This window comes from Leptospira mtsangambouensis, from assembly GCF_004770475.1.
Classification (GTDB): domain Bacteria; phylum Spirochaetota; class Leptospiria; order Leptospirales; family Leptospiraceae; genus Leptospira_A; species Leptospira_A mtsangambouensis.
In genome coordinates this window covers 1390307-1414320 of the sequence record NZ_RQHK01000017.1, presented here as the reverse complement: position 1 = coordinate 1414320, position 24014 = coordinate 1390307, and the positions used below count along the sequence as shown (strand labels likewise).

The following is a 24014-nucleotide window of genomic DNA, read 5'->3' as shown; positions in this document are numbered from 1 at the left end:
ATGAGAAGCTTGACTTCCGTGTTCGGAATGGGAACGGGTATGGCCTTCTCTCCATAATCACCAGGAGTAATTACCATTACTTCTAAGTGTGCTGGATTTGCAAGTCTATTTAGAAGAAAATTTACAAATTTAAATCGTAAGTCACACCAAATTTTAAGCCGGAAACGAGGATATTGTGTTCAGCCGTTGCAGATACAAATTCCATTAAAGTGCCTAGGCTACTGAGTCCATTTTCAGAGACACTGAAGGCAATAGGACTTTGGGACTTAGCGGTCATCCTTTCACTTTCAAAACTTGCAAACAAACGAAGTTTAGGCACAACAACAATACTTCCACCGATACTGATCTTTTCTGAATAGAACGTATAACCACCGCTAGCATAGTTATATACAATGCCATTATTATAAATTCGGAAATGTTCAGAATTATAAGTACCGGTTGAGTTTAAGAGGAAAGGTCCATAAATTAGAAAATCAGCAAAGAGAGTCGCACGTTCATTTAAATCGAATTCAAAACCAACTCCGAGAAGGCCAGAGGTCCCCGTTGCAGTTTTTGTATCTTGACCAAAGTAAACGGGAGCTCCTACACCGAGGTAATTTCCTTCCAATGATTGGCCAACACTACGTAATACATATTTAGGAAGGATTCGAAAATTGGAAACCGGAGAAAGTGTAAACCCGATGTTAATGTCAGAATAGAGCAAACGATAGTCGGCATCTTTGATACCCAAGCCGGTTGCGTAATACGAATTCCATTCATAACCACGACCAAATCTATTTAGGTGTAAACCTAAAAATACATTACTTAAGATTCCTGCATTTAAGGAATGAAAATAATCAAAACCTAAATCATTGATGAGGGTCATCCCACGATTGTTTTGCCAATCCCTGTTGTATTCCAAACCAACAATATCGCTATAAAAATTTCTTTTTTCAAAGTCGGGACGAAGACTTCCCAGAAATAAAGCACCTTTTAATCGTAATGTATTTCCATCTACTTTTCCTTGCGCAAATACAGAACTAGTAAATGCGGATATGATCATTAGAAAAAAAATGAGACTACGTTTCATTGTTTGAATTACCTCTACATCCAATAACGACTGGAAAAGCTTTGACTCAAGAAAAATTTATTGAATATAAACTAAAACTTAAAACTCTAAGGGCATATACATTGCGATATGAAAGGTTCTCATTTCGTATGTATAACCGTTTTCTTTGACAATAGGACCGCCAAAAGAAAGACGACCGCGAAGTCCCATAAATTGAGGAGTTTCGACATAAAACATAAATGCAAACCTTGCATTAGAATTAATATTGATTTGATTCCTAAACAAACTGCTTAAAGCCATAGACTCAACTGCAGAATATCGTCCTGTTGAAAATGCACTGAGTGCTGTTAGATCAGGCCGCAGTAACCCTTGGCTCGCAAAATAATAACCAAGAAGTTCCAAATTATTTCCAGATCCCAAATTTGCCAAAAGATAAGAAAGTGTGGGATCATCGCTAGGATTGATATTCCCAGAGGCAAACTGTATGGCACTGACGTTATTCAGAAAATCTGCCCGATTCCCTCGATTCGAAAGTGCTAAAGCCAAACCGGTTCCCGGATCCTGAAAATCAGCATTCCCACGCATTCGAACCTTTGCAGGGCCTAAACCAAATCCAAACCGAAATGTTTCTGGATTACCAATATAAAGAATTGGAACTAACATAGAATATGTGCCTTCTACATTCGTATCCAAATCATCTTTGACTCGATTGCTTTGACTAGGACTGGAATTTGATCCACTCGAACCAGAAGAACTTCCAGTTGTTGAAGAAGATGGAGAATCGACCGAAGGAAGTTTTGACACAAACTGACGATCCAGATAAAAATTTGAATTATGCAAAAGTAGGTTGATACCAAAATACTTTGTTATCTGATAATCAGCTGATTTGATATCCAACATCCAAGAAACCTTTCCTGGACCTTCCTGCGTCATTGTTGCATTTCGACCTCTTCCTGAAATATCGACGGTTACGCTTTCAATCATTACTCCAGGATTGATGGAAAAATACTTTGTCCGTTGTGGTTCTGCATTCGGAGGAATGGTTTCCTTATCAGATGATTCATCAGCAAACAAGGGAGAAATGGATAAAATAAAGGAAATAAAAACTAATAAAAAGTATCGCATAACAAAATCTAATATTTTTGTTTAAACTAGAAAGGAACAAGATTTGCCGCAATGATAAAAAATCAGGATCAATCCTTTGTTTCTTTTTTTAATAGAATTTTTCGATTGGGGCATAAGGAAAACTGGGTTGGTTCAAACAAGTCACCAGTAGTTTTTGTTTTGTAGGAATGGGAAATAAAAAACTGATATTCAGAATCCTTAATATATTTCTGGTCTCGATCCCAGTGATCAGATAAGATCAATATATTAATTCTATTCTGTTCTAAAAATTGATCGAAACTGATATTCTTATTAGAAATCTGAAATTGTTTGCAGCTGGCATTCGGGAGATAAGCGCAGACACTTCCATCAAATGCCAAAATATTATAATTTTTTAATTCTAAATTTCGTAGAACCTGGAGAGTAAATATATTGCTACATGGATTTCGGAGTGCCACCGAACGAATGGTTTTTGTCTTCTGGAAATAAAAAGTCAGAAGAATCACTGCAACAATGGAAACTACAAAATACAACCAAATCGAATGGGTCCTCAAAGACCGAAAAATCTTATGAAAGTTTTTTTGCTGAATCGATAATAATACAATCGAGACGAAAAAGTGCAAGATATAATGTTCCCTTGGGAAAATGACTAAAATCGTAAGAAAACTAACTCCAAGCAAAATATAAAGAAGCAAATGGTTTGCAATTTTTCTATTTTTTCTTTGGAAACAAATTTGAATGAATCCTTTTATCTCAAAGAATAAAAATGAGAGAATGAAAACAATACTCACAACAGGTGGAACTAAAAACAATTCCTGAATTTTTTTAAAAAACAAATCCAGATTATAAAAAAGATGAAGACCAAAATGTTTAGGATTCAACAACCAAAGATCCAAAAGATTTTTTGCATTCCCAAAATCTTTTGCTAAGAGAAAATCACAGGTAGTCCAAGGATCTTCCATATATAGATTTCTAACAAATTTTGAGAAAGCATAATGTTGGCAAAATGCAACATAGGATCTTTCGCCATCACTCGGATTATGTGTGAGAATGATTATGAATCCAAATAAATACAAAAAGAACTTTAGAAATAAAGATCCTTTTTTTATTTTTACTCCCCATGATTTATATAAAATTAGAAAAAATAATAAGTAGTAAAGGTATAAAAACTCAACTCTTGTGAATACAAGAAGAAAACAAAAGATAATGGATAAGAAATCATGATTCGATCGAAACGATATAAATAACAAGACCAGCCATATACTTGATAATAAGGTAATAAAGGGCCAAAGGTCTGATAAAAATCGACTGGAAAAAAGAAGAATCAGAAAAGTTACAATCAAAATTAGTTCTTTTTTTGATCGTGCTGCCAAAAGAAAACAAACCCCAAAAAGAAATACTAATAGTTGGTAATTAATAAAATAACGATCAATAGGATCCTTTATAAATTTAGATAAAATTTTATAGTGAAGTCGATACACAGCGGAATCAACAAAAGTAAATTCCTGATTCCCTGCTTCTAGGTAATTTGTTTCATCATAAAACAAAATGTCTCGATCAGGTTTGATGAAAAGGGAATTCGACAGAAGAAACAACAAAACTAGAAGAGAATAGAGTTTGTAAAATTTTAGCTTCATCGAATCGGTTTCTTCCTAAACAGATGAACTATCTATCCAGAAACAAAGAAAAGTCAATTATTCTACAAAAATAATGAAACATCTTTCGCGAGGCAAGATGTTTCATGAAACAAAGAACCACCAATCTTTGAAAAAGTTTTTTAAAGTTGTATCTCTATATCGGTAACAGGAAAGGCAACACAAGAATGAATCCATCCGAACTTTTTATCAGACTTTCTGATTTTAGCTTCGGGAGGACTGAATACTTTACCTGATTTAAGTTTCACTCGGCACAAACTACATTCACCCGATCGACAAGCATTCTCGGTAAAATATCCATTTCTTTCTAAACTATTCAGAAGAGGTTCTCCAACTTTCGCTTGGAATGTTTGGTGATCTCCTACTTTGACTTTTACTTCCTTTGTAGGAAGAACTGAAATTGGCCAACCTTCCATTGTGTCGGGTCTTGGAGGTGGGCCATTACTTTCAATTAAGATCCGCCCCGATTTAACTCCAAGTTCAGAAAGAAGTTTTCCTACATGTTCATTAAAAGGAGTGGGGCCACAAACATAATACATCTTTGATGGAGCATTTTGAAGTAAGGTTTGTAATGTTTGAAAATCCAACCGACCACGGTATCCTTTAAAATCTGGACTCACTTGGCGAGAAAGGAACTCGGTCAAAATAAAGTTTTGGTGAATAGAGGCTAAAGCCTGAAGTTCATCAATAAAAATGACATCATCTTCATAACTATTAGAATAAATGATATGGAACCGAAAATTTTTGTTCGATGCCAAAAACGATTTTAACATACTCATTGCAGGAGCAATCCCCGATCCACCAGCAAGGAATACCAAATCAAAACCATGAAAAAGGGGATTGTGATGAAACGAACCCATTGGTCCACTAGATTCAAATTCTTGTCCAACCTTTACTTCATCCAACAAATATGGACTCACAAATCCACCTTCTGCTCGTTTGATGGTCAATTCATACGAATTTAAATCTTTTGGTGAGGAAGAAATCGAATAAGGTCTCGCAGTGAAAACACCCGAAAGCGAAACAAATAAATTGATGTACTGCCCGGCCTGGAAAGGAGGTAATTTTTTACCATCAACAGAAACCATTTTTAAAGTTTTTGTTGAAATTGTATCCACACGAATTTCTTCTACACGAAGTTTCAGCCTTTTTGGATGAAGACTATTTATTTTTTGTCGAACAAGACCCTTCTCTTCTTTAAAGTTAGAACCCTTATTTTCCAATTCCTCTTTTTTTAAAACTGCTTCCTGGAACCCAACAACAGAGTTCAAAATGTTTGTTTCTAGTTTTTTATTATTATCTAACATATCTTTTATCCTATCAATCAGAGATGAGTTGTTCGATTCGGTTGAATCCTTTATTTTTCATGGAGTCGAAACATTTGTCTTTGATTTACGACGGATGTTCGAACGTTTTAAAATTTTCCGTGCTGTATAATAACCATTCAAATAGGTTGGTTGGAACCCACCCATACTGGTCCAACTGCTGGCAGAATAAAGTCCATCAATCGCATCCAAAGATTCACGAAACAAATGCCCATCTTGTAACGTTTGTTTGAACCCATAAATGGCCCCACCCGGTGTATTCAGATAACGCATCATCGTCATTGGTGTGGCAACTTCTGCCTTTTCAATATGTGCTCTAATTTTAGGATATGCCTTTTCAACAAGATCAATTAGTTTATCACCAAACTTATATTTTGTGGAAATATATTGTTCGGGTAGTATATCTTTCCAAGCCTCCCCATATTGTAAGGCAACAAGAGTGACTACCGATTTTCCTTTTGGAGCAAGTTCCTGATCAATAAAATTATAACAAGTCACCATTCCCCAATCAGGAGCATCCAAAGTATACATACGATCTTCATTGACCTCGGCATTAGAAGTTGTCATTACAAAGGTGGAAGCAGTTGTGAAGCCTAATTCTTCAGGAGGACAATCCAAACCCAAATAAAGGCAAACGGCTGAAACACCCATCCTTCTTGATTGGAAATCTTTTAAAACAGAAGGAGGCGTTTCTAAATCTAACATTTCATGGTATGTGATGAGAGGACTTGCGTTTGATACAACAGCATCACAAGTGACAGTTTCTCCTGTTTCGAGAAGAACAGCTCGCACGGCACCGTTCTCTGTGAGAATTTTTTCTGCTGCGCAATGAAAACGAACTTCCCCACCTGCTTCTTCAAAAGAATTAAGTAGTGCACTCGAAAGCATTTGGGAGCCACCTTTGATATGCCAAGGTTTATAAACACAATAAAAATACACCATACCGATGAATTCAGCAAAGACCAAGTCTGTTGTAGGAATTCCAACATAACTCCAATAAGGTGTGATGACACTAACGAGATCTTCATTTTTAAAAAATTCATTCAATACATCAGTTGTGGAACGAAGGCCGTAAGATGAAAAATTTGGACATTTTGTTCGAATTTTTTCCTGATCGTTCGATAACCTAACCCTTGGTAAAACAAAATAATATTCATTCACAACGGCTTCACTTAGAGTAAAAAAACGATCAATCGAATTCTCTTCTTCTGGAAAAAGACTCTTTAAATGGTTTTTTAATTCTTCCCAGTCGGCAGGCAATGTAACATCTAATTTTCCAGGCATCACAATTCGATAGAGTTCTTCTTCTTGAACTAAATCTATTTTATCCAGTACACCAAGTTCTTCAAAAACACGACGCATAATGAATGGATTTGATTCTGTTCCCACCCCGCTAAGTTGGTGGAGGGCAACTTCAAATTCAAAATCCCCTCTCACAAAGGAGGTTGCGCACCCACCAGGGACATTATGCCTCTCGAGTAACAAAGTTTTTGAACCTTCTCGCTGCAATCGAGTGGCGGCCATTAAACCGGCGTTACCGGCACCAATTACAACAGTGTCATAATGAGACATTTTCATTCTCCCCAGGGTAATCCTTATGAAGAACATCCAATCTTTACACTGTAAAGATTGCAATCTTTTTTCTTGTCCCGATTTTTTAAAAATCCACCCTTCGCATCAAAGTTCACGTTTCTTCTCTTTTAAAACTGCTACTGAAAAGAATTTACAATGGAAGCATTGGTGCCTACTAGGTTGTAATGGCCGGGAAAAAAGAGAAAATAGACAAACCTACAACTTCCTACCATCACGGGGACCTTCGCCCTGCCCTTATTTCTGCTGCGCGAAGCCTGTTGCAAAACCAAGGGGCCGATGCCCTTTCCTTACGATCCATCGCTTCTGCCATTGGTGTCACACATATGGCTCCCTATGCTCACTTTAAGGGGAAACAAGAATTACTACAGTCAGTAGCCGCATCGGGGTATGATGAACTGGCTGCGAATATGCTTGCGGCCCAAAAAAAACATCCGAAAGTCCAAGGTCGAATGATGGCCTATCATTACGGTGTGGAATACATCCATTTTGCAATCGCAAGTCCCAACCTTTACCGATTGATGATGAGCCAAATTGATTTGGAAAAAAAAATAGTTTCCGATCCACACGAAAGAGAAATATGGGTGAGCTCACAACGTCCCTTTCGTTTGTTGTTTGCTGCCTTTGCAAATGAAAAAGTTAGTAAAAAATTAGCACATGCCAGAGCACTTGGAGCTTGGGCCACTGTACATGGAATTGCTTCCCTTGCCATTGAAGGACACTTAGTCCTTCCGAAAGGAATGGATGTGATCCAATTGTTCAAAGCAACCGTTAGTTCCTCAGTGGATCTAGGTTAAAAAAGTAGAACTCTACAACAAATCAAAGTTATATTCTATCTAAAAAATTATATAAATAATTATGAATTCACGGTTATCATCAAATCGAATATTCACAAAGATTTTACGAATGATTATTCTCCTAAGGAAGTTTCTCTTTGGTTTTCTTTTCCTGTTTGAAACCAAAACAAATCTTCTTGATCTATTTGAAATCCTTTATAGAAACTGACTATGGCAAAAAGTAAATTACTGGAAATGCATAATGTCGGAATCGTTGTGGAATCACTCGGCAAAGCGATTTCTTTTTTTCAAGAAATTGGACTAACACTGGAAGGACGAATGGTCGTTGCTGGTGAGTGGGCAGGGCAAGTTACAGGACTTAAGAATCAGGAAGTAGAGATTGCAATGATGGTGACCCCAGACGGACACACTCGTATAGAACTATCTCAATTTATATCACCAAAAACAATCTCTGATCACAGAACAGCTCCAGTCAATTCTCTTGGTTATCTTCGTATTATGTTTAGAGTGGACAACCTAGACGAATTGTTATCTCGCTTAGAAAAACATGGTACCACAGTTGTTGGCGATGTGGTTTTATTTGAAAATATATATAAACTCTGTTTTATTCGCGGAGTAGAGGGAATCCTCATAGGACTTGCAGAACAAATCGGAACCCAAACAGCAACGGATATTTTAGAGAAAACGTAAGAAAGTTTGACTGAGATATTGTGCGTGAATAAAAATTCCAAAACTAAGCAGAATATAAAGTTCAAACAGCTTCGGCTTACTAACAGAGCTGCCCCATTCTGCATAAAAAATGTTCAAATTTGGTAAATCTACTTGACATTCCATACATTTTATGTAAAATCACTTTATGGCAACTGAACTAAAATTAAAAATATCCGAAACTTTTACAGATGAAACAAAAAAGAATTTATACCAATCAATACTTTTCGGTTACGAGTTAACCAATAAAGTAATCCAAGAATACCCATTTTTAAAAAGTAAAGCTGGATATGATGCCTTTCCACATATTCGTAGAGCCGCAGTAGACTACTCTCTCAGAATGCTCGTAAATCGAGTGCCTCGAATTCAGTGTACTGCTGACTATAAACCAAATAAATCTAAAAATTGCAGCCATCTGGAACTTAATTTAGGATGCTTTGTGATAACTGCAAATTATGTAGAAGATTCAGAAAAATTACCTAGAGATGCAATCTTTCGGGATAATCTTTGTGATTTAAATTTACCTTTATTTGGTGAGAATTCAGATCCTGAGAAAATTTATTGTGTAATAACTCACGGCGGAAACAGACAATTTCCGAAATTTATCGCTCTCAAAATTCCTGGGAAAGGCTTTACTCATACAAATATAGATATTTACTTTCCAACTGTTCAAACCTACACAGAATTTACGAAGGCAGAAGATACAGATTTTGATTTAGAAATTGAATTTAACAAATTTAAAGAAGATGGGTTGCAAGATGCAATATCGCAGGGATAGCTTTTTAGGCATTAGATTACGAGAAGCAAGAGAGTCAAACGGGTTCACAATTACTGAATTAGCGGAACGAACTGATATTTCAAAGCAAGCAATTTCTCAATTTGAATCAGGAAAAAATTTACCATCTGGCGAAACCTTAACTAGACTTTCATTTGCATTACAATTCCCTATTCATTTTTTTTCAAAGGAAAAAAATCAAAATTTATCAGAACAATCATCCCCGATTTTCTTTCGAAGTTTTGCGTCATCTACAAAACAAAACAGAGAAAAAGCAAAAGTTAAAGAAGTCTGGTTCGCAGAAATAATAAATTATTTCAAATCTTATGTAAATTTTCCAAAGCCGAATTTGCCAGACTTCAATATCGATCCTTTGGAATCTTCCGAAGATGATATTGAAGAAATTGCGCTATCGGTAAGAAAATTTTGGGGACTCGGCAATGGCCCAATAAGCAATTTAATTAGACTATTAGAAGCAAACGGTATTTTTGTTTCTAGAATCAATGTAGCAAATGAAATCGATGCATTTTCTCTTTGGAGAAAAGATAATCCAATAATTATTTTAGGCACATCTAAAACTTCTTCAGTTCGTTCTCGCTTCGATGCAGCGCATGAATTAGGTCACTTGATTTTACATCGAAATCTATCTGAAGATGTTCAAAAAGATAAACTACTACTAAAAAAAATTGAATCGCAAGCAGACCGATTTTCTAGCGCGTTTCTAATGCCTTATGATACTTTTCCTAGAGAATTAATATCATTAAATTTAGAATATCTACAATCTTTAAAATCTAGATGGTTAGTATCAATGCAATCGATGATTATGCGAGCATTCCAATTAAATATAATTTCAGAAAATCAAAAAAGCTACTTTTTTCGTAATTTTTCAAGGTATCGGAAAAAAGAACCATTGGATGACAAAATTCCATTTGAAACACCTTTACTCTTATCCAAAACAATCCAAAAAATAATTGAATCAAACTTATTAACTGGAAACAGAATTTATGAAGACTTATCACTTCGGCTCAACGATTTAAGTGAGCTAACTAATACAGATAAAAATTTATTTATAGATGCTCAAAATCTTAATAATTTAATTCAACTAAAACCTTGAAAATATCACCCAACAAAAGATTACTGTTTCTCTTCGAAACAAGCCCTCGCTTGCGTTTCACCAAGTTGTTCTCTAGGCACTAGTTTGTATCCGTAAACTAAGTGCCAATCCCTATCATTCCACCCGCGAACAGAGTCGGACAATATTAATTAGCCAAGCAATTAGCTGCTATACCTAAAAATTGATCAAAAAAAAATAAATAGCTTCAATTGAAAGACAGAGGTGCAATACAAAATTAAAATTTCCTATTATTGATTTTTTAAAGTGAATTTTGATAATTCAAACATGAATGTTGAATCAAAAGAAGTTCTCATTAATTTCTGAAGAAATTAATGAACGATTTGAGTTCATAATTGAATCTATCCTAGAACAATACTAACCGGCTCTTCACCTGGCAGGCTTCGGCTTTCTAACAAAGCCTCACCCATTTCGCGAACAATTGGTGAGACTGTGGATTGATAAAAAAGGATTTATACTTATAGATAAAAAAAAATTTTAACCCGCAATCCTGCGCAAGCGACCCGTAGGGAACGAGCAGCTAATCGTTTAATAGAAATACAGGTTTTGTGATAAATCCACCCGGCAATCATGCCGGACCACACAGAGCACCCACAAATAAAAAAGGCGCTCAACTAATTGAACGCCTTCAATAAACGATTATGACGAACTAAGGCAATGTCCTACTTCCCGCCCCACTCGCTGTTCCGCTCCGCGGGCGAGTGTCCGAGTCTTGCTCCCTATGGGTCGCAAGCCTGTCATTTCGCGAACAATTGGTGACTAGCGGTACTATTGGATTCGTTCAATGGATTTTATTTTGTACATAAAAAAAGCCAACCTTCCGGTTGGCCTTTTTTTATTGAGTTATGAGTGCTAACCCGGCAATGTCCTACTCTCCCATTGAGCGAACCCAATAGTACCATCGGCGATGAGAAGCTTGACTTCCGTGTTCGGAATGGGAACGGGTATGGCCTTCTCTCCATAATCACCAGGAGTAATTACCATGTGTACAGAGAGGTTCAGTTAGTCAAACCTTTCACTAAGAAAAGGTTGCGTTTTTTTAGGAAACTGAAACTTTTTCTTTATGCCTGAATTGACGGAACCATTGGTAAAAACTGAAAATTTCACGGTGATGGGCCTCAAAATCCGGACTTCGAATGCACCTGGTGATGCTGATATCAAAATACCAGCAATCTACTCTCGGTTTTACAAAGAAGACATTCCTAAACAAATGGAGATGTTTCGAAAGTATGATCCACTCTTTGCAGTTTATTTCAACTATGCGTCTGATGAAAACGGGGCTTATGATTTTTTGTTAGGTTATGCTGTCGAAACAAACACAAAGTTGTTACCAGGAATGGAGATAGTGCACATCGAACCACAAAACGGTCGTTATTTTCAAATCCAACCGGGAGCGCCAGAGGAAGTGGTCCCTAAATTTTGGGCGGAGATTTGGAACCATCCAGAAATTCCCAAAATCAGAACCTATCAAACAGATTGGGAAGAATATTCGGAAGCAGGGATCAGAGTTTTTTTATCTACAAAATGAACTGGTGAATGGTTCTTCAGAAAAAAATTTTTACTTTTTTGGTAGGTAACAGAGTTATCTTAAATCTCCCCTAATATTCGTCTTCTCTACTGTTTAAATTTCTATCGATTGGTGTTTTCTATCCACCACCAGTTCCCGCCAATCGTTTACAGTCCAAACCCAAATCCCAACGAAAAGGGAAGTAGCAATCCAAAGACCAATGATGGAACCGGGGATCAATAAAAAGTCTACAACCCCATGTTGCATCACAGCCAAGGCAAAACCCAATGCAATGTACAATCGTTTGTTGGCATTCTCTATTTTCAAATTGCTCTTCAACAAAAATAAAGAAAAACAGAGATTGATCAGCAAATGAATATTGGAAGAATGAACGGTTCGTGCAACGAAGAGGTCGAATTTTTTTTCGTCCGGCTCTCTTGCAATGTAATGAGTGTTTTCAATAAATGAAAATCCCATTGCCACAAAAGATCCAAACAAAACCACATTAGGTGAAAAGGTTTTTGTTTTTTTATCATAACCTAATACAAAAGACAAAATCATAATAAAAAATATCTTAAATGTCTCTTCCGTGATGCCTGCTTGGATAAAAGCCAAATGAGCAGTTTGAGTTAACATACTTACTTTTTTCTTTGGCATAAAATCTGTTTCTGGCCAAAGGATGGGATGGAGTCTGAGAATTAAATCGGTGGACAACCAACCAAAGAACAAAGCCAAAAAGATACCCAATACTTCCTGCCAACCTTTTTTAGGTTTGTATGCCTTCCAAATGACAATTGCCCAAGGAAGAATCGTGAATGATCCAATCAAATAATCAATGGGTCCAATTTCTTTCATTCTGGTAACTCTTCCATATAACGCCCGTCAAATAAATTGATCATTTCTTTTTGTAATTGTGTGGGAACAAACTCAGGATCAATCGGTCCATTCCAAAAAAGTTCCGTCACACGAATGTCGTTTTTGGTTCCTGGTGGTGGCATGAGTGGACCCAAACTTTCCACAAGTTGTAAGGTACGAAGGTCTTGGTCTGGATAATCAGATGCTTCCACAAGTTCCACATCAATCACATCCCCATCTTGGGTAATGGTATAAGCAACCACAGAAGAATATGGATGAGGGGCTTTGGCCCAATAGTCCATATAACTTTCAGGAATTCGCATTTTTGCAGAGATATAATTGGAGTAAGTTGGTGGGACTTTTTTCCCTCGGATTCTTTTGATATGGCCTTTGACAGGTCCATTGTCCGCTACTTTTTCGTTGGAAATTTTTTCGCCCTTTTCTTTGTTTTCGGTTTCATTCCCTGTCACAACCCCACCATTCAGGCCTTTGGTATCATCGGGAACATTAGGATCGATGAAATAGAACTCCATTTTTTCTGGACGAAAGTGATCATTTTTTTGTGAGGACTGTTCTTTCTTTTTACCACGTTGGAGAGTGATTGGAATCAGAAAAACAAGAGAGATCAAAATCAAATGAAAGAGTAAAGAAAGAGGTAAAACATTTCGGAAACCTTTTCGTAACCCAGGTTTGAAAAAGGGTTCTGACTCACCTACTTTATCTTCTTTAACTCCTAAGTTTTCTAAACTAAACGATTTTTCGAGTAAGTATGAGGAGTAAAAGTAAATTCCCACAAGTGCTAATACAGAAAATCCCGCATAAGCAATGTTTTGTGATGAGATAAAAAAATCTTTATCGGGAACTCCTGGTTTTAATCCAAACCCTGCCAAAAACTGAATCCCAAAAATAGGGCTTAAATAGGAAAACACCCAAACGGCAGAAAATAAAAAAAGTAACAAGGTTAAAAATAAAATGGGAAACCCACGCCAATACTCATAAACATAAATATGCCCAAATCCAGGTAGGATATGGTCTCGGAATTTTGCTTTTTCTTTGACTATGAGTTCTAAGCGAAATGGGAATTTACCTTGTGAGACAACGGCTGCCTTCCACCTTTCTCGGATACGAATTCCTTCCATATAACGCAGATAAGGTTTTGCTATCAGAGATGGAATTTTGTTTCGATTGAAACTAAACAAAAGGATACAAAGCGAAATCGAATAATTAAAAACAAACTGGTAAACATCCACAAGCGGCGCCAATGGAGAAAGAGATTTGTTTGGATGTAATTTTTCAGAAAGATATTGGAATGCAAAATTGAGTAGGAGGGCAAGAAACAATACTAACAACAAAGTATCAAACTTGGAATCTCGAATTCGCATCTCTGTACGGATTTTCCCATAAGGATGTTCCGTTTGTAACTTTGTCGTTCGGATGGATTCTCTTTTTTTATTTCTTTTGTGACTATGAATGTAGTTTGTTAGCAGCAAAAGAAAACAGATGACCACAAATCCAAACTTTAGTTGGAAGCCCCGGGAATCCTTTGCCAAAAATTCATTGATGACTGCCTCCCATTCGAGTCCCGACCTGTGCACAAGTTCGATAGGATAAAAAACAACCCAAGATAGGATATAAACTGCAATCACCGAAACAGCACGAAGGCGAAGGCGAAATTCTCTAGGGAACGCAAATAGGATGCCGAGTGCCAAAAATGGCCCAAGAGAAAAGAGAGGGGACATCCAAAGGAAGAAGGTTAAGGATTTTTTAGCCCAGGGAGAGAGTTGTTTAGAATTTGCCGAATCCATTCTTTAGTCTTATCTCAAGGAAAATACTTTGAATTTTCATGGAAAACAAAAAATTTGGCGGATATGGCACAGCCGAAAGAGAAAGAAGAACAGTCGCTCAAACCCATAGTCGCAGTCTCCAAAAGAAGGGGATTTGTTTTCCCAGGTTCCGAAATTTACGGAGGCCTATCCAATACCTTTGACTATGGTCCGAATGGAATTGAAGTATTAAACAATCTAAAACGACTTTGGTGGGAATACTTTGTTCACAGAAGGGATGATGTATTGGGCCTTGATTCCTCCATCCTCCTCCACCCTCGCGTCTGGGAAGCTTCCGGCCATATTTCTAACTTCAACGATCCTCTGATGGATTGCAAAAAATGCAAAACTCGTGTGCGAGTGGATAAGTTTTTGGAAGATAAGGAAGGCGAAGGTGCCGCCACGGGAAAAAGTCTAGAGGAACTCACAAACACCATTCGAGACAAAGCATATGCCTGCCCGACTTGCGGAACTGTGGGAAGTTTTACCGATGCCCGCCAATTCAATTTGATGTTCAAAACCTCTCATGGTGCGTCCGAAGAAGGAGCGACAGACATTTACCTTCGCCCTGAAACTGCACAAGGGATCTTTATCAATTTCAAAAACGTAACCCAAATTGCTCGGAAAAAAGTTCCCTTCGGAATCGCACAAATCGGAAAGTCTTTTCGAAACGAAATTATGGCACGCCAATTTATCTTTCGCACACGCGAGTTCGAACAAATGGAAATGGAATTTTTCTGCGAACCAGGCACTCAAAAAGAATGGTTTAAGTATTGGGTGGACTACTGCATGGATTGGCTTGTGAATGTGGTCGGCCTAAAAAAAGAAAACCTACGTGTGAGAGAACATGAAAAGGAAGAACTTTCTTTTTATAGTGATTCCACAAGTGATATCGAATACAAATACCCGTTTGGTTGGGGAGAACTTTGGGGTGTTGCCTCAAGGACTGATTATGACCTCACCCAACATGAAAAGTTTTCTTCAGAAGACCTAAAGTATCATGATTTGGAGAATAAGAAAAAATACCTTCCATACGTTGTGGAACCTGCATTGGGTCTGAACCGTCTCTTCCTGGCAGTGTTATGTGATGCTTACGAGGAAGAAAAATTAGAAAAAGACGACATTCGAACTGTTTTACGTTTTGGGAAACGAGTGAGTCCTATGAAAGTAGCAATATTTCCACTCATGAAAAAAGACGGACTTGATGCAAAAGCCAAGGAAATTTATGCAGACCTCCGCAACCATTGGTATGTGGACTATGATGAAAGTGGAGCCATTGGAAAACGGTACCGCCGTCATGACGAAATTGGAACTCCATTTTGTATCACAGTGGATTACGATACCATGAGTGATGGAACCGTTACCATTCGGGAAAGAGATTCCATGAAACAGGAACGTATCCCCGTTTCCGAGCTCAAATCCTACCTGATCCAAAGAATGGTATAGGTGATCAGGGACTTAACAGAATCCGATAGAAATCAAACCATCGAACTCGTAAATCAGTTTTATCGAAAGGTAAACGAACTCGAGTTAGATGGTGTTTTTCGCATCAGACCCCGCGCTGCTACCAAATTCACTGACATCTATTTCAAACTCATCGGCACAGGGAAAGTGTATATGCGTGGGTTTTTCGAAGACCAAGAGCTTGTATCCTTACTCATTGGACGGATCGAAGAAAAACCTCACTTAGAAGAAGAAAGAAGTTTATTCATTGATTTGGCCGTTACAAAATTGGGGAAAAAGAAAAAAGGATATATGTCCGAACTTTTGAAAGATGTGGATCTTTGGTGCAAAGAAAAATCCATTCCGACAATCGAACTTCGAGCCATTTTACAGAACAAAGAAGCTGTGGAATTCTGGGACAAATCTTCTTTTGAAAGATTTTATATTCGTTACCGCAAACGCGTGGAATAAAATTTTTAAATCTAGACTTAGTGATTTATTAGATTCATTCGCCTAACTTTATTTTATTGAGAAACAATAAGATAATTACAAATTCTAAATCCGTTCCATTGGCCAACATCCAGACTTTGGAAACTTATCCTCAAAAAAACAACGAATCCGAATCCATAACTAAAGATGTTCAATTGAGTCCAAACCTTCTTTTTTTCGAATTTGTAGCAAAAATATCCTTGCCCCAAATAAGGCAAATTGACACAGTTTTATCTTAGAAAATTCAGAGGTAAAATATTTATGATTCGTAAAGGTCTTTTAGCCATTCTTGTAACATTTGCGCTCGCAGCTCCCGTTCTCGCTAGTTCCGGTTCTTCTTCCAAACCACTTGCAGGCACTTATCCCATTATCCTTTCTCATGGTCTTTTTGGCTGGGGCGAAAACTCCGGTGGAATCATTAGCATCATCAACTATTGGGGTGGAACAGATGATTACCTCAGAAGCCAAGGCGCAACCGTATTTGCTCCTGGAAAAACGGCAGCCAACTCCAACGAAGTGCGAGCTCAGGAACTAAAAGCTGCCATTCTAACTTACGCAGCTGCAACAAACTACACAGGAAAATTCCATATCCTCGGTCACTCCCAAGGTGGACTCGATAGCCGTTATATGGTTTCTAACCTAGGACTTTCTGGTCGCACAGCAACTCTCACGACCCTCAACACACCTCACTACGGATCTCCGATTGCTGACATTGTAAAAACAGTTCTTCCTAGTTGGATCCAACCATTTGTTGCAAGTGTTGTAGAAACTCTTGTGAAACTTGTTTATGGTGGAACCAACCAACAAAATGCTTTGGCGGCTTTGGCTTCACTCTCCAAAGAAGGACTCACTGCTTTTAACGGATACACTCCGAACAAAACTGGTGTGAAGTATTTCTCTTACGGATCTTCTATCACAATTCCTGACCTCATCCAACACCCTCTTATGGGAATCCTTCACCCTGCTTGTGGGGCTGGTGGACTTTTCCAAGGACAAGGATTTACAAACGATGGACTTGTTCCACTTTCTTCACAAAAATGGGGAACTTGGAAAGGTGGACCTTCTTATGGAATCTTCACAACAGGAATTGACCATTTACAAGCATCCAACACTCTCCGTTCCGGAAGTCTATGGTATGATGTAGAAGGATTCTACATGGATATGGCTTCTAACATGAAGGCAAATCAGTAATTCACTCTCGAAGTTTTTTCAGAAAACCCAAGTTTCGACTTGGGTTTTTTTGTTTCCAGAAGTTTCATCCATCCTTTACTACGATACCATCTCCCATGAATGTTAAAAATTTACGTTACCTTAGTTATGCCATTGGCGCCCTACTTCTTATCTATGTTGCCTTTCGAATCTTCTCACCAAGTGAATTAGAAACGACAAATGAAGAAAATCCAAATGACAAAGCAGAATCCTATTTTCGAACCCAAAGTGACGGATTTTCGGTGGATCCATTCTATTTAGAATCCGCAAAAACAATTTTTTCTGCCGATGGACAGTTCCTTCGTTTTGAAGAAATATTGGCACGAGCAAAATCGGGAGAGTTGAATTTAGTTTCCGAACTTTGGAACTTACGTAGACAATGCCCAGAAGGTAGTACCCGCGAACAATGCCACGAATACATCAAAGCCTTTCTCCAAAACGAATATGGGGGAGAAGAAGCAAAACGACTGGTTACCATGCTTTCCAATTATTTAAAATACGAAGAAGCCATGGTGCATTTGGATCCTTCCAGTAAATCTTATACCAACCAAGAACGATACGAACAAATCAAACAACTTCGTCGAAAGTATTTTGCGAAAGAAGATGCAGAACTCATCTTCGGACTAGAAGAAGCTACTGCGGATTTTAGTTTTAATAGAAAGAACTTTTTAGATGAAACCAAAAATCTAAAAGCAGACGAAAGAATTCGTTTGTATGAAGACTATCGCAAAAAATCTTTCGGAGCATTTTACAATGCGGTCGAAGCAAGGGAACCTAAGTTTGATAAGTTCGAAACAGAAATGGACTTAAGACAAATCGAACTTTCTAAGTTGTCTAGTTCGGATCGGGAAAACAAAGAAAAAGAAGTTCGAATTCGTTATTTTGGGAAGGACGGAAACGAAAGGATGGAAAAGGTTTTAAAGGAGATGAAAGAAGAAGAAGAAAAAATTTCGAAACTCCAAGTGGAAGAAAAAAACCTATTAAAAAACTACCCTAATCTTTCTGAATCAGAACGTGAAAAAAAACTAATGGACCTTCGCATCCAAACTTTGGGTAGTAAGGAACTCGCAGAGGAATACACAAGAAGAATGGAATATGAGAAAACACTCAAAAATTCCGGAAATTAGATACCCCATCCTTTTACTTTTTCCAGTCGCAATTCTCTTTGCGCTGGCCTTAGAACCCTTCGGACTTACCTCTGCGGGGTTTCTTTGTATCTTTCTATTACTTTACTACACCAAACAACTAACGAAAATTTCTAGTTGGAAAGATACCTTTTATGCCACCATTTTGTTTTCCGCACTTGTGACATTGACAAGTTTTCATTGGATTTGGAATGCCATTCGTAATATTTCTGGCCAAGGGGTAATGATCTCCACTTTTCTCTTTTTGGTTTATGCACTTCTTTCTTTTTATAAGATAGGAATTGTTTTTTTTGGTTCCGTTTTTTTAACCAAACATCGCTCCATCAAGGACATTCATTTATTTTTATTTGTCCTTCCTTCTTTATTTTTAATTTCTGATTGGATTTGCCCTATGGTATTTCCTGTGTATTGGGGTGATTTGTTTCGCAACCAAATCCTTTGGCGCCAAATGGCAAGGTTTGGGATTGAGGTTTTGGGTTTTGTTTCTGTGATTTCGGCCTCCCTTCTCTATTTGATGCTTTTGAAATCTACCAAGGGAGTAAAAAGTTATCTTCCATATCTATTCCCCATTTTTTGTTTTTTTTCGATCAATCTCTATTTTCTGGCAGAAACCATACCCCAGGGCCCAACCATTCATCTAGCTTTACTGCAACCAAACACTCCTTATGCGAAGAGGGAAATTCAGGAAAACCAAGATTGGATGACAAAAACCATTCAATCCGTTTATGATATAGGACTTGAAGCCATTCATAATTCTCCAAAACCCATTGATTTGCTAGTGATGCCAGAATCATCGATTCCCTTTTTGGGTACTTTAAATTCAGAAGATCACAATTCAACGTATAGCAAAAGTTTTGTGGATATTACAACAAATTTGGTTCAGGCCGGCAATACCCCACTCGCCTTTAATGAATTAGTTTGGGACCAGGGGTCAAGGAATTCACTCACCCTCCTCCATCCGTTGTCCCTTACATTTGAAAGAAGCTACAAACAAGTGTTATTACCTTTTGGCGAGTATTTACCAGGGGAAAAAGAATTTCCTTGGTTACGAACCATATTCCCAGAAACAAGCCGTCACGTTCCAGGAAAACTAACAGATGCTTTAGGGTTCCAAACAAAAACTGGTGAAACCGTTACATTCAGTCCGCTAATTTGTTATGAAGTCCTTTATCCTGAATTTGTTCGAAAGATAGTCAATCATTCTCCCTCAGAGTTCATTCTGAACCTTACCAATGATTCCTGGTTCGAAAGTTTAACGGAAACCAAACAACATGCGGGTGCAGGAAGGCTTCGGTCCATAGAATCAGGGAGGCCCGTGGTTCGTGTTGCGGTCACAGGGCTCACCACTGCCTTTGATCCATGGGGAAGAGAAATGATGGGCGATTTACAAACATTCCAAAAAGCCATCGGTTACCTAGATTTACCAACAGTGACCAAGGAGAGATCTACGCCTTATCTCCAATTCGGCCCGAGTCCTTGTCGAATCATGGCCCTTTTTCTAATATTTTTTGTTTTTTTCAGCAGTCCACCTCAGTTACTCCCTCATAAAAAGAAAAATGAAATTGAAATTTAGGTAAGGAAAGAAAGGCTATTCGAATATGGAATGGGAAAAAATACTTCGCGATGCGGTGAAAGAAAACTCAATTAAGGAATTGTATCTCCGAAAGGTACCTTCTTTAAAGACCTGCGAAGATTGGAATAAGGTCATGGAAGTAGGAATGGTAGACCACAAAACCAAGTATGCTTATTATAAGGGTGGGCTTGTAAAATACGGTGAAAGATTGTTCTTTGTCACTCAAGAACGTTTGGATGCCGTCTCTCCATTTCGTAAATGGGATTTTAAAAACAAAATCAAAGTTACTGACCCAGAACTCGCAGCTGGCGAAAAAAAATAATTTTTAAAACGAATCTTGAAGTCGTTCATTTCAGCTGAGTACAAAAAAAAGACCAACAAACGTTGGTCTTTTTTTATTGGATCTTTAGATTTTTTAAACTAACGATTCAATCGAATGATCATGTTTAATTTTTCTGCAATGGCAATGACTTCCATCACCTTCGACTTTTCGATGATGATTCCTGTCGGGCTTACTTCTTCCAAAACAAATTTTTTCCCTTTGATTTGACCAAGTAGAAGTTCCATCACTTGAGAGTCTTTCGTTCTAAGGAGAACGGAATCTTCTGTAATGGTAACAATTGGTAAATTGTTACCCCAGTCATCCAGTAAGAAGAGTAAGTTTTGAGCGAGATCCGCTTTTGAAGATTCTCTTAAAAAATGAACAAAAGTTTCTTTGTCATAACCGAGAAGAATCCCCAATTGGAAACTATCCTTGGTAAGTAAAAAAGTATAAACGCGATCATAATCTTTTAACTCGCAGAACGCTTTTAATAAATGAATCCCATGTAAAGAAACTCGATCAGGGAAAGCAATGATCGAGAAGTCTGGGTTGATGGTGATTCCACCTTTTTCTGTCGCTGTCACCAAAGCTTCGTGGTTGAAGTAATGAGCACCAAGCTCTGAAAGGCTTAGGTTTCGTTGTGGGTATTCCACTTCGATGAGACCAAAGAGTTGTAAGTAAAAAATGGCAGAGATGATTTCTTTTCGTAAGTCTGCCAAATCTTCTTCATACGTTTTGATTTGGAAGGTTGGAGAAAAAACCAAATGGTCACGAATGATATGAGAAAAAATCACAGAGGTATTGATCTTTCCATGTGCCATAATGAGTTTTACAGTTTTATCCAAAATTCCTTTTTCATAGAACGGAACTTCGGTGGCAGTAAACACTTCAGGAGGATTTAGACGACGTGTTCTTGCTTCATTGACTTCATGAATCACAAGTTTCATGATTTCAAAGATGTCTTTCTTTAAAAACTCATCAGTTTCTTGAATGAGAATGACATTTTCACCTTTGATATCCACATATCCCAAAAGTTTTAGGATAGGAAGGATGAGTTCAATTTGATACACCTGACTTTTTTCAGGGAAAATTTCTATATCAGGAGATAAAAGTTCAGTTTCTGTTCTTTTGTGGTCTGCCTGTTTGATTTTTCCTGATTTTGCAAGGTTCAAACCTTTACGTGAAATATAAGAAATGAGTTTTTTAACGTTTAAGAAAAAGTCGAGTCCATTGGCAGAAATTTTTTCCTGACGTACTCTTGTTCCTTTTTTTACAGGAGGTAAAATAGGAGAGAACTGCAAATGATCCAAAATTTCTTTCGGAATGACAATGACACGAATGAATTTATCTTCTACGTAATATAAATCACGAACAAGATAAAGTGATGTTAGGTGAGGAATCGTTTGTTCAAACTTACCACGATTGACAGTGATGTAGTTACGGATTGTATCCGCCTCAATCACACCACCATGAATGTAAATTTGATGGAGAATGTCTTTATCAAAATCAGAAAGCCCTTCGATTAACTTTTGAAGGAATTCTTGTTCTAAGGCATTCTTTAAGAAGGTTTCAATGTGTTCGCCTTTTTTGGCACCAACTGCTTCTTTCCATTCTTCAGGAAGTTCGGCAAGAGTTGATTTGTGTAAAGCCTTCTCAATGGAGAATTTGAATTTCTCTCCCTTTGGATTTGTTTCCACTTTGATGAGTTTTAAATATTCATCATATGTATGGTATTTATCTAAGTTGTTAGTAAGACGTTCTCGGTTTTTTCTTTGGTAAAGAAGGTAGTACTTTCTAAGAACATTGAGTTCCATCTCCACGTTAATGGGTGGAATGTTGACCTTTCTTGAAATTTCACCGAGGGTCATGACCCCTTTGTTTTTTAAAATGGATGTCAGAATATTGACTTGGAGTGGGGTGAACTTTTCCAGAACCCCTTTGAGGTAAAATTCGTTCTGGAAAATCTCCATGAGACCTAAAATGGTCGATTTTTTGTCCTTTCCCGGGATCTTTTGGATGTTCCAAAGGCTGGCGATTTTTTTGATCTCGTTGAGATCGAGTTTCTCTAACTCTTGGTACAGGACAGTTTCTTGGCTCATGGGTGCGATTTGATAAGTTTTTGGTCGGGACCTATTCCTGCAACTCTATTTCAATTGCAGGATCGAAAGGGATTTTCTCGTTTCCAATCCCGATTTAGGTCTTAAACTAGGGCGTATGGATTCCCTTTCTGAAATCGTTTCTTTTGGTTGGCAATCAAGCCTACGAGTCGCCCATTCCAGTTTTGTCTTCACTTCAAAAGCCTTTGGGATCCTGGCCCAACTTGCCAAAGGAGAACCAAACCACAGAGAAATTGCCATCACTCTCAGGGATGCCTTTTCCCACCTAGGGGCAACCTATATCAAGTTAGGGCAGTTCATTGCTAGCGCCCCTTCCCTGTTTCCCAAAGAATATGTGGAAGAGATGCAGGCTTGTTTGGACTCCGTACGACCTGTGGCCTTTCGGGACATTCGATCTTCCGTAGAACGGGAATTGGGTGGGAAACTCGAAAATTTATTCCATAGTTTTGAAGAAACTCCCCTAGCCTCCGCATCCATTGCACAAGTTCATGCTGCCGTTACCAAAGAAGGTTTGGATGTGGTTGTAAAAGTCCAAAGGCCGGATGTCCACCTAACATTGAAAACCGACATGCAAATACTCGGAATCCTAACTAAAATTTTAGAATTCATTGCTCCCGACTTTAAAAAATCAGGTCTTACTGCGATGTTCGAAGAATTTCAAATTTCAATCTTACAGGAAATCGATTTTATCCAAGAAGCCAAAAACATCGAAGAGTTTGAAGATTATCTTTTGCGAGCCAAAGAATCAAGAGCACGAGTTCCTAGAGTGTATCATACCCTTTCTTCCAAAAAAGTTTTAACAATGGAACGATTCTACGGAGTTCCCATCACGGATGAAGTTGGTCTTCGTAAATTCACAAACAATCCAAGAAAGATTCTAAGTGATGCTCTGGAAATTTGGTTTTCTTCTTTATCCAACCAAGGTTTTTTCCATGCAGATGTCCATGCTGGAAATTTAATGATTCTAAAAGATGGAACTATCGGTTTTATTGATTTTGGTATTGTTGGAAGAATTTCTCCGAAAATTTGGAAAGGATTGATGTTATTCACCCAAGGAATTGGGATCAGCGAACCCACGTTAGTGGCGCAAGGATTGGTCGAAATGGATTCAACAAATAGCGGAGTCAATCCGACTGTCCTTGCAAAAGAACTAGATTCCGTTTTTAATGAGTTAGAATCAGTTTATGTCCATTTGACCGATAATGAGATGTTTGACGAATCTAGGGTAAATCGAATCATGTACGACATGAAGGAAATTGCAGAAAAAAATGGATTAAAAATTCCGAGAGAATTTGCCCTTCTCATGAAACAGATGTTATATTTTGATAGATACGTTAAATCAATCGCACCAGAAATCAATTTATTCCGTGATTCGCAAAAATTTGCAATTTCCTAAA

General features: G+C 37.8%; 20 protein-coding genes and 2 rRNA genes. 12 read left to right on the top strand and 10 right to left on the bottom strand.

The window, feature by feature from the left end; all coding sequences use genetic code 11:
• The 6 genes from rrf (EHR01_RS19165) to EHR01_RS19140 form a co-directional block, all read right to left on the bottom strand.
• A 5S ribosomal RNA gene (gene rrf / locus EHR01_RS19165) occupies window positions 1-65 on the bottom strand; the annotation flags it as partial.
• A 56-nt stretch (window positions 66-121) separates the two neighbouring features.
• Complete coding sequence (locus EHR01_RS19160; RefSeq protein ID WP_135697308.1) at window positions 122-1069, bottom strand: hypothetical protein; 948 nt, start codon at window positions 1067-1069, stop codon at window positions 122-124.
• Window positions 1070-1147: 78 nt separating this feature from the next.
• Window positions 1148-2173, bottom strand: a complete 1026-nt coding sequence (locus EHR01_RS19155) for a hypothetical protein (RefSeq protein WP_135697306.1) — start codon at window positions 2171-2173, stop codon at window positions 1148-1150.
• Between the two features lie 68 nt (window positions 2174-2241).
• Window positions 2242-3789 (bottom strand): hypothetical protein, encoded by a 1548-nt coding sequence (locus tag EHR01_RS19150; protein ID WP_135697305.1) that lies wholly within the window; start codon window positions 3787-3789, stop codon window positions 2242-2244.
• Between the two features lie 140 nt (window positions 3790-3929).
• Complete coding sequence (locus EHR01_RS19145) at window positions 3930-5114, bottom strand: FAD-binding oxidoreductase (RefSeq protein WP_135697302.1); 1185 nt, start codon at window positions 5112-5114, stop codon at window positions 3930-3932.
• A gap of 57 nt (window positions 5115-5171) precedes the next feature.
• Entirely contained in the window at window positions 5172-6704 is a 1533-nt protein-coding gene (locus EHR01_RS19140) for a phytoene desaturase family protein (protein ID WP_135697477.1), read from the bottom strand.
• A gap of 185 nt (window positions 6705-6889) precedes the next feature.
• Between EHR01_RS19140 and EHR01_RS19135 the strand changes: the two genes are divergently transcribed.
• The 4 genes from EHR01_RS19135 (at window position 6890) to EHR01_RS19120 (ending at window position 10116) form a co-directional block, all read left to right on the top strand.
• Window positions 6890-7519 carry a TetR/AcrR family transcriptional regulator gene (locus EHR01_RS19135; RefSeq protein WP_135697300.1) on the top strand — a complete coding sequence of 210 codons (630 nt, stop codon included), beginning with the start codon at window positions 6890-6892 and terminating at the stop codon, window positions 7517-7519.
• Window positions 7520-7729: 210 nt separating this feature from the next.
• Window positions 7730-8209 (top strand): VOC family protein, encoded by a 480-nt coding sequence (locus EHR01_RS19130; protein ID WP_135697298.1) that lies wholly within the window; start codon window positions 7730-7732, stop codon window positions 8207-8209.
• A 166-nt stretch (window positions 8210-8375) separates the two neighbouring features.
• Complete coding sequence (locus EHR01_RS19125; protein ID WP_135697296.1) at window positions 8376-9005, top strand: hypothetical protein; 630 nt, start codon at window positions 8376-8378, stop codon at window positions 9003-9005.
• Window positions 8986-10116, top strand: a complete 1131-nt coding sequence (locus EHR01_RS19120) for an XRE family transcriptional regulator (protein WP_167482962.1) — start codon at window positions 8986-8988, stop codon at window positions 10114-10116. The genes EHR01_RS19125 and EHR01_RS19120 overlap by 20 nt, the downstream gene beginning before the upstream one ends.
• Window positions 10117-10989: 873 nt before the next feature.
• Here EHR01_RS19120 and rrf (EHR01_RS19115) read toward each other — a convergent pair.
• Window positions 10990-11106, bottom strand: a 5S ribosomal RNA gene (gene rrf, locus EHR01_RS19115).
• Window positions 11107-11197: 91 nt separating this feature from the next.
• Here rrf (EHR01_RS19115) and EHR01_RS19110 point away from each other — a divergent pair.
• Window positions 11198-11662: a GyrI-like domain-containing protein gene (locus EHR01_RS19110; protein WP_135697292.1), complete on the top strand. Its 465-nt coding sequence runs from the start codon at window positions 11198-11200 to the stop codon at window positions 11660-11662.
• Between the two features lie 93 nt (window positions 11663-11755).
• Here EHR01_RS19110 and EHR01_RS19105 read toward each other — a convergent pair whose 3' ends face one another.
• Window positions 11756-12496 (bottom strand): PrsW family glutamic-type intramembrane protease, encoded by a 741-nt coding sequence (locus EHR01_RS19105; RefSeq protein ID WP_135697289.1) that lies wholly within the window; start codon window positions 12494-12496, stop codon window positions 11756-11758.
• Entirely contained in the window at window positions 12493-14301 is a 1809-nt protein-coding gene (locus tag EHR01_RS19100; RefSeq protein ID WP_135697287.1) for an energy transducer TonB family protein, read from the bottom strand. The genes EHR01_RS19105 and EHR01_RS19100 overlap by 4 nt, the downstream gene beginning before the upstream one ends.
• 63 nt (window positions 14302-14364) lie before the next feature.
• On the opposite strand from EHR01_RS19100, the gene EHR01_RS19095 reads away from it, so the two are divergent.
• From EHR01_RS19095 to EHR01_RS19070, 6 genes are all read left to right on the top strand, one after another.
• The gene (locus EHR01_RS19095) at window positions 14365-15765 is read left to right on the top strand and encodes a glycine--tRNA ligase (protein ID WP_167482961.1); all 1401 of its coding nucleotides are present in this window, start codon (window positions 14365-14367) and stop codon (window positions 15763-15765) included.
• The gene (locus tag EHR01_RS19090; RefSeq protein WP_135697285.1) at window positions 15766-16233 is read left to right on the top strand and encodes a GNAT family N-acetyltransferase; all 468 of its coding nucleotides are present in this window, start codon (window positions 15766-15768) and stop codon (window positions 16231-16233) included.
• 279 nt (window positions 16234-16512) lie between these two features.
• Window positions 16513-17442 (top strand): esterase/lipase family protein, encoded by a 930-nt coding sequence (locus EHR01_RS19085; RefSeq protein WP_135697283.1) that lies wholly within the window; start codon window positions 16513-16515, stop codon window positions 17440-17442.
• 95 nt (window positions 17443-17537) lie between these two features.
• Window positions 17538-18587: a lipase secretion chaperone gene (locus EHR01_RS19080; RefSeq protein ID WP_135697281.1), complete on the top strand. Its 1050-nt coding sequence runs from the start codon at window positions 17538-17540 to the stop codon at window positions 18585-18587.
• On the top strand, window positions 18556-20178 hold the full coding sequence (gene lnt, locus EHR01_RS19075; protein ID WP_135697279.1) for an apolipoprotein N-acyltransferase: 1623 nt from the start codon (window positions 18556-18558) through the stop codon (window positions 20176-20178). The genes EHR01_RS19080 and lnt overlap by 32 nt, the downstream gene beginning before the upstream one ends.
• A 25-nt stretch (window positions 20179-20203) precedes the next feature.
• Window positions 20204-20500 (top strand): hypothetical protein, encoded by a 297-nt coding sequence (locus EHR01_RS19070; RefSeq protein ID WP_004784493.1) that lies wholly within the window; start codon window positions 20204-20206, stop codon window positions 20498-20500.
• A 98-nt stretch (window positions 20501-20598) separates the two neighbouring features.
• On the opposite strand, the gene EHR01_RS19065 is transcribed toward EHR01_RS19070, so the two are convergent.
• Window positions 20599-22599 carry a helicase gene (locus EHR01_RS19065; RefSeq protein WP_135697277.1) on the bottom strand — a complete coding sequence of 667 codons (2001 nt, stop codon included), beginning with the start codon at window positions 22597-22599 and terminating at the stop codon, window positions 20599-20601.
• 115 nt (window positions 22600-22714) lie between these two features.
• On the opposite strand from EHR01_RS19065, the gene EHR01_RS19060 reads away from it, so the two are divergent.
• Entirely contained in the window at window positions 22715-24013 is a 1299-nt protein-coding gene (locus EHR01_RS19060; protein ID WP_135697275.1) for an ABC1 kinase family protein, read from the top strand.
• Window position 24014 lies beyond the last annotated feature (1 nt).

Bases quoted from the DNA above. Each gene is read 5' to 3' on its own strand.
- EHR01_RS19085 (WP_135697283.1), top strand. From the start codon at position 16,513: ATGATTCGTAAAGGTCTTTTAGCCATTCTTGTAACATTTGCGCTCGCA.
- EHR01_RS19065 (WP_135697277.1), bottom strand. From the start codon at position 22,599: ATGAGCCAAGAAACTGTCCTGTACCAAGAGTTAGAGAAACTCGATCTC.
- EHR01_RS19095 (WP_167482961.1), top strand. From the start codon at position 14,365: ATGGCACAGCCGAAAGAGAAAGAAGAACAGTCGCTCAAACCCATAGTC.
- EHR01_RS19135 (WP_135697300.1), top strand. From the start codon at position 6,890: ATGGCCGGGAAAAAAGAGAAAATAGACAAACCTACAACTTCCTACCAT.
- EHR01_RS19155 (WP_135697306.1), bottom strand. From the start codon at position 2,173: ATGCGATACTTTTTATTAGTTTTTATTTCCTTTATTTTATCCATTTCT.
- EHR01_RS19070 (WP_004784493.1), top strand. From the start codon at position 20,204: ATGGAATGGGAAAAAATACTTCGCGATGCGGTGAAAGAAAACTCAATT.
- lnt (WP_135697279.1), top strand. From the start codon at position 18,556: ATGAGAAAACACTCAAAAATTCCGGAAATTAGATACCCCATCCTTTTA.
- EHR01_RS19060 (WP_135697275.1), top strand. From the start codon at position 22,715: ATGGATTCCCTTTCTGAAATCGTTTCTTTTGGTTGGCAATCAAGCCTA.
- EHR01_RS19125 (WP_135697296.1), top strand. From the start codon at position 8,376: ATGGCAACTGAACTAAAATTAAAAATATCCGAAACTTTTACAGATGAA.
- EHR01_RS19110 (WP_135697292.1), top strand. From the start codon at position 11,198: ATGCCTGAATTGACGGAACCATTGGTAAAAACTGAAAATTTCACGGTG.
- EHR01_RS19150 (WP_135697305.1), bottom strand. From the start codon at position 3,789: ATGAAGCTAAAATTTTACAAACTCTATTCTCTTCTAGTTTTGTTGTTT.
- EHR01_RS19080 (WP_135697281.1), top strand. From the start codon at position 17,538: ATGAATGTTAAAAATTTACGTTACCTTAGTTATGCCATTGGCGCCCTA.
- EHR01_RS19145 (WP_135697302.1), bottom strand. From the start codon at position 5,114: ATGTTAGATAATAATAAAAAACTAGAAACAAACATTTTGAACTCTGTT.
- EHR01_RS19105 (WP_135697289.1), bottom strand. From the start codon at position 12,496: ATGAAAGAAATTGGACCCATTGATTATTTGATTGGATCATTCACGATT.
- EHR01_RS19160 (WP_135697308.1), bottom strand. From the start codon at position 1,069: ATGAAACGTAGTCTCATTTTTTTTCTAATGATCATATCCGCATTTACT.
- EHR01_RS19100 (WP_135697287.1), bottom strand. From the start codon at position 14,301: ATGGATTCGGCAAATTCTAAACAACTCTCTCCCTGGGCTAAAAAATCC.
- EHR01_RS19140 (WP_135697477.1), bottom strand. From the start codon at position 6,704: ATGTCTCATTATGACACTGTTGTAATTGGTGCCGGTAACGCCGGTTTA.
- EHR01_RS19120 (WP_167482962.1), top strand. From the start codon at position 8,986: ATGCAATATCGCAGGGATAGCTTTTTAGGCATTAGATTACGAGAAGCA.
- EHR01_RS19130 (WP_135697298.1), top strand. From the start codon at position 7,730: ATGGCAAAAAGTAAATTACTGGAAATGCATAATGTCGGAATCGTTGTG.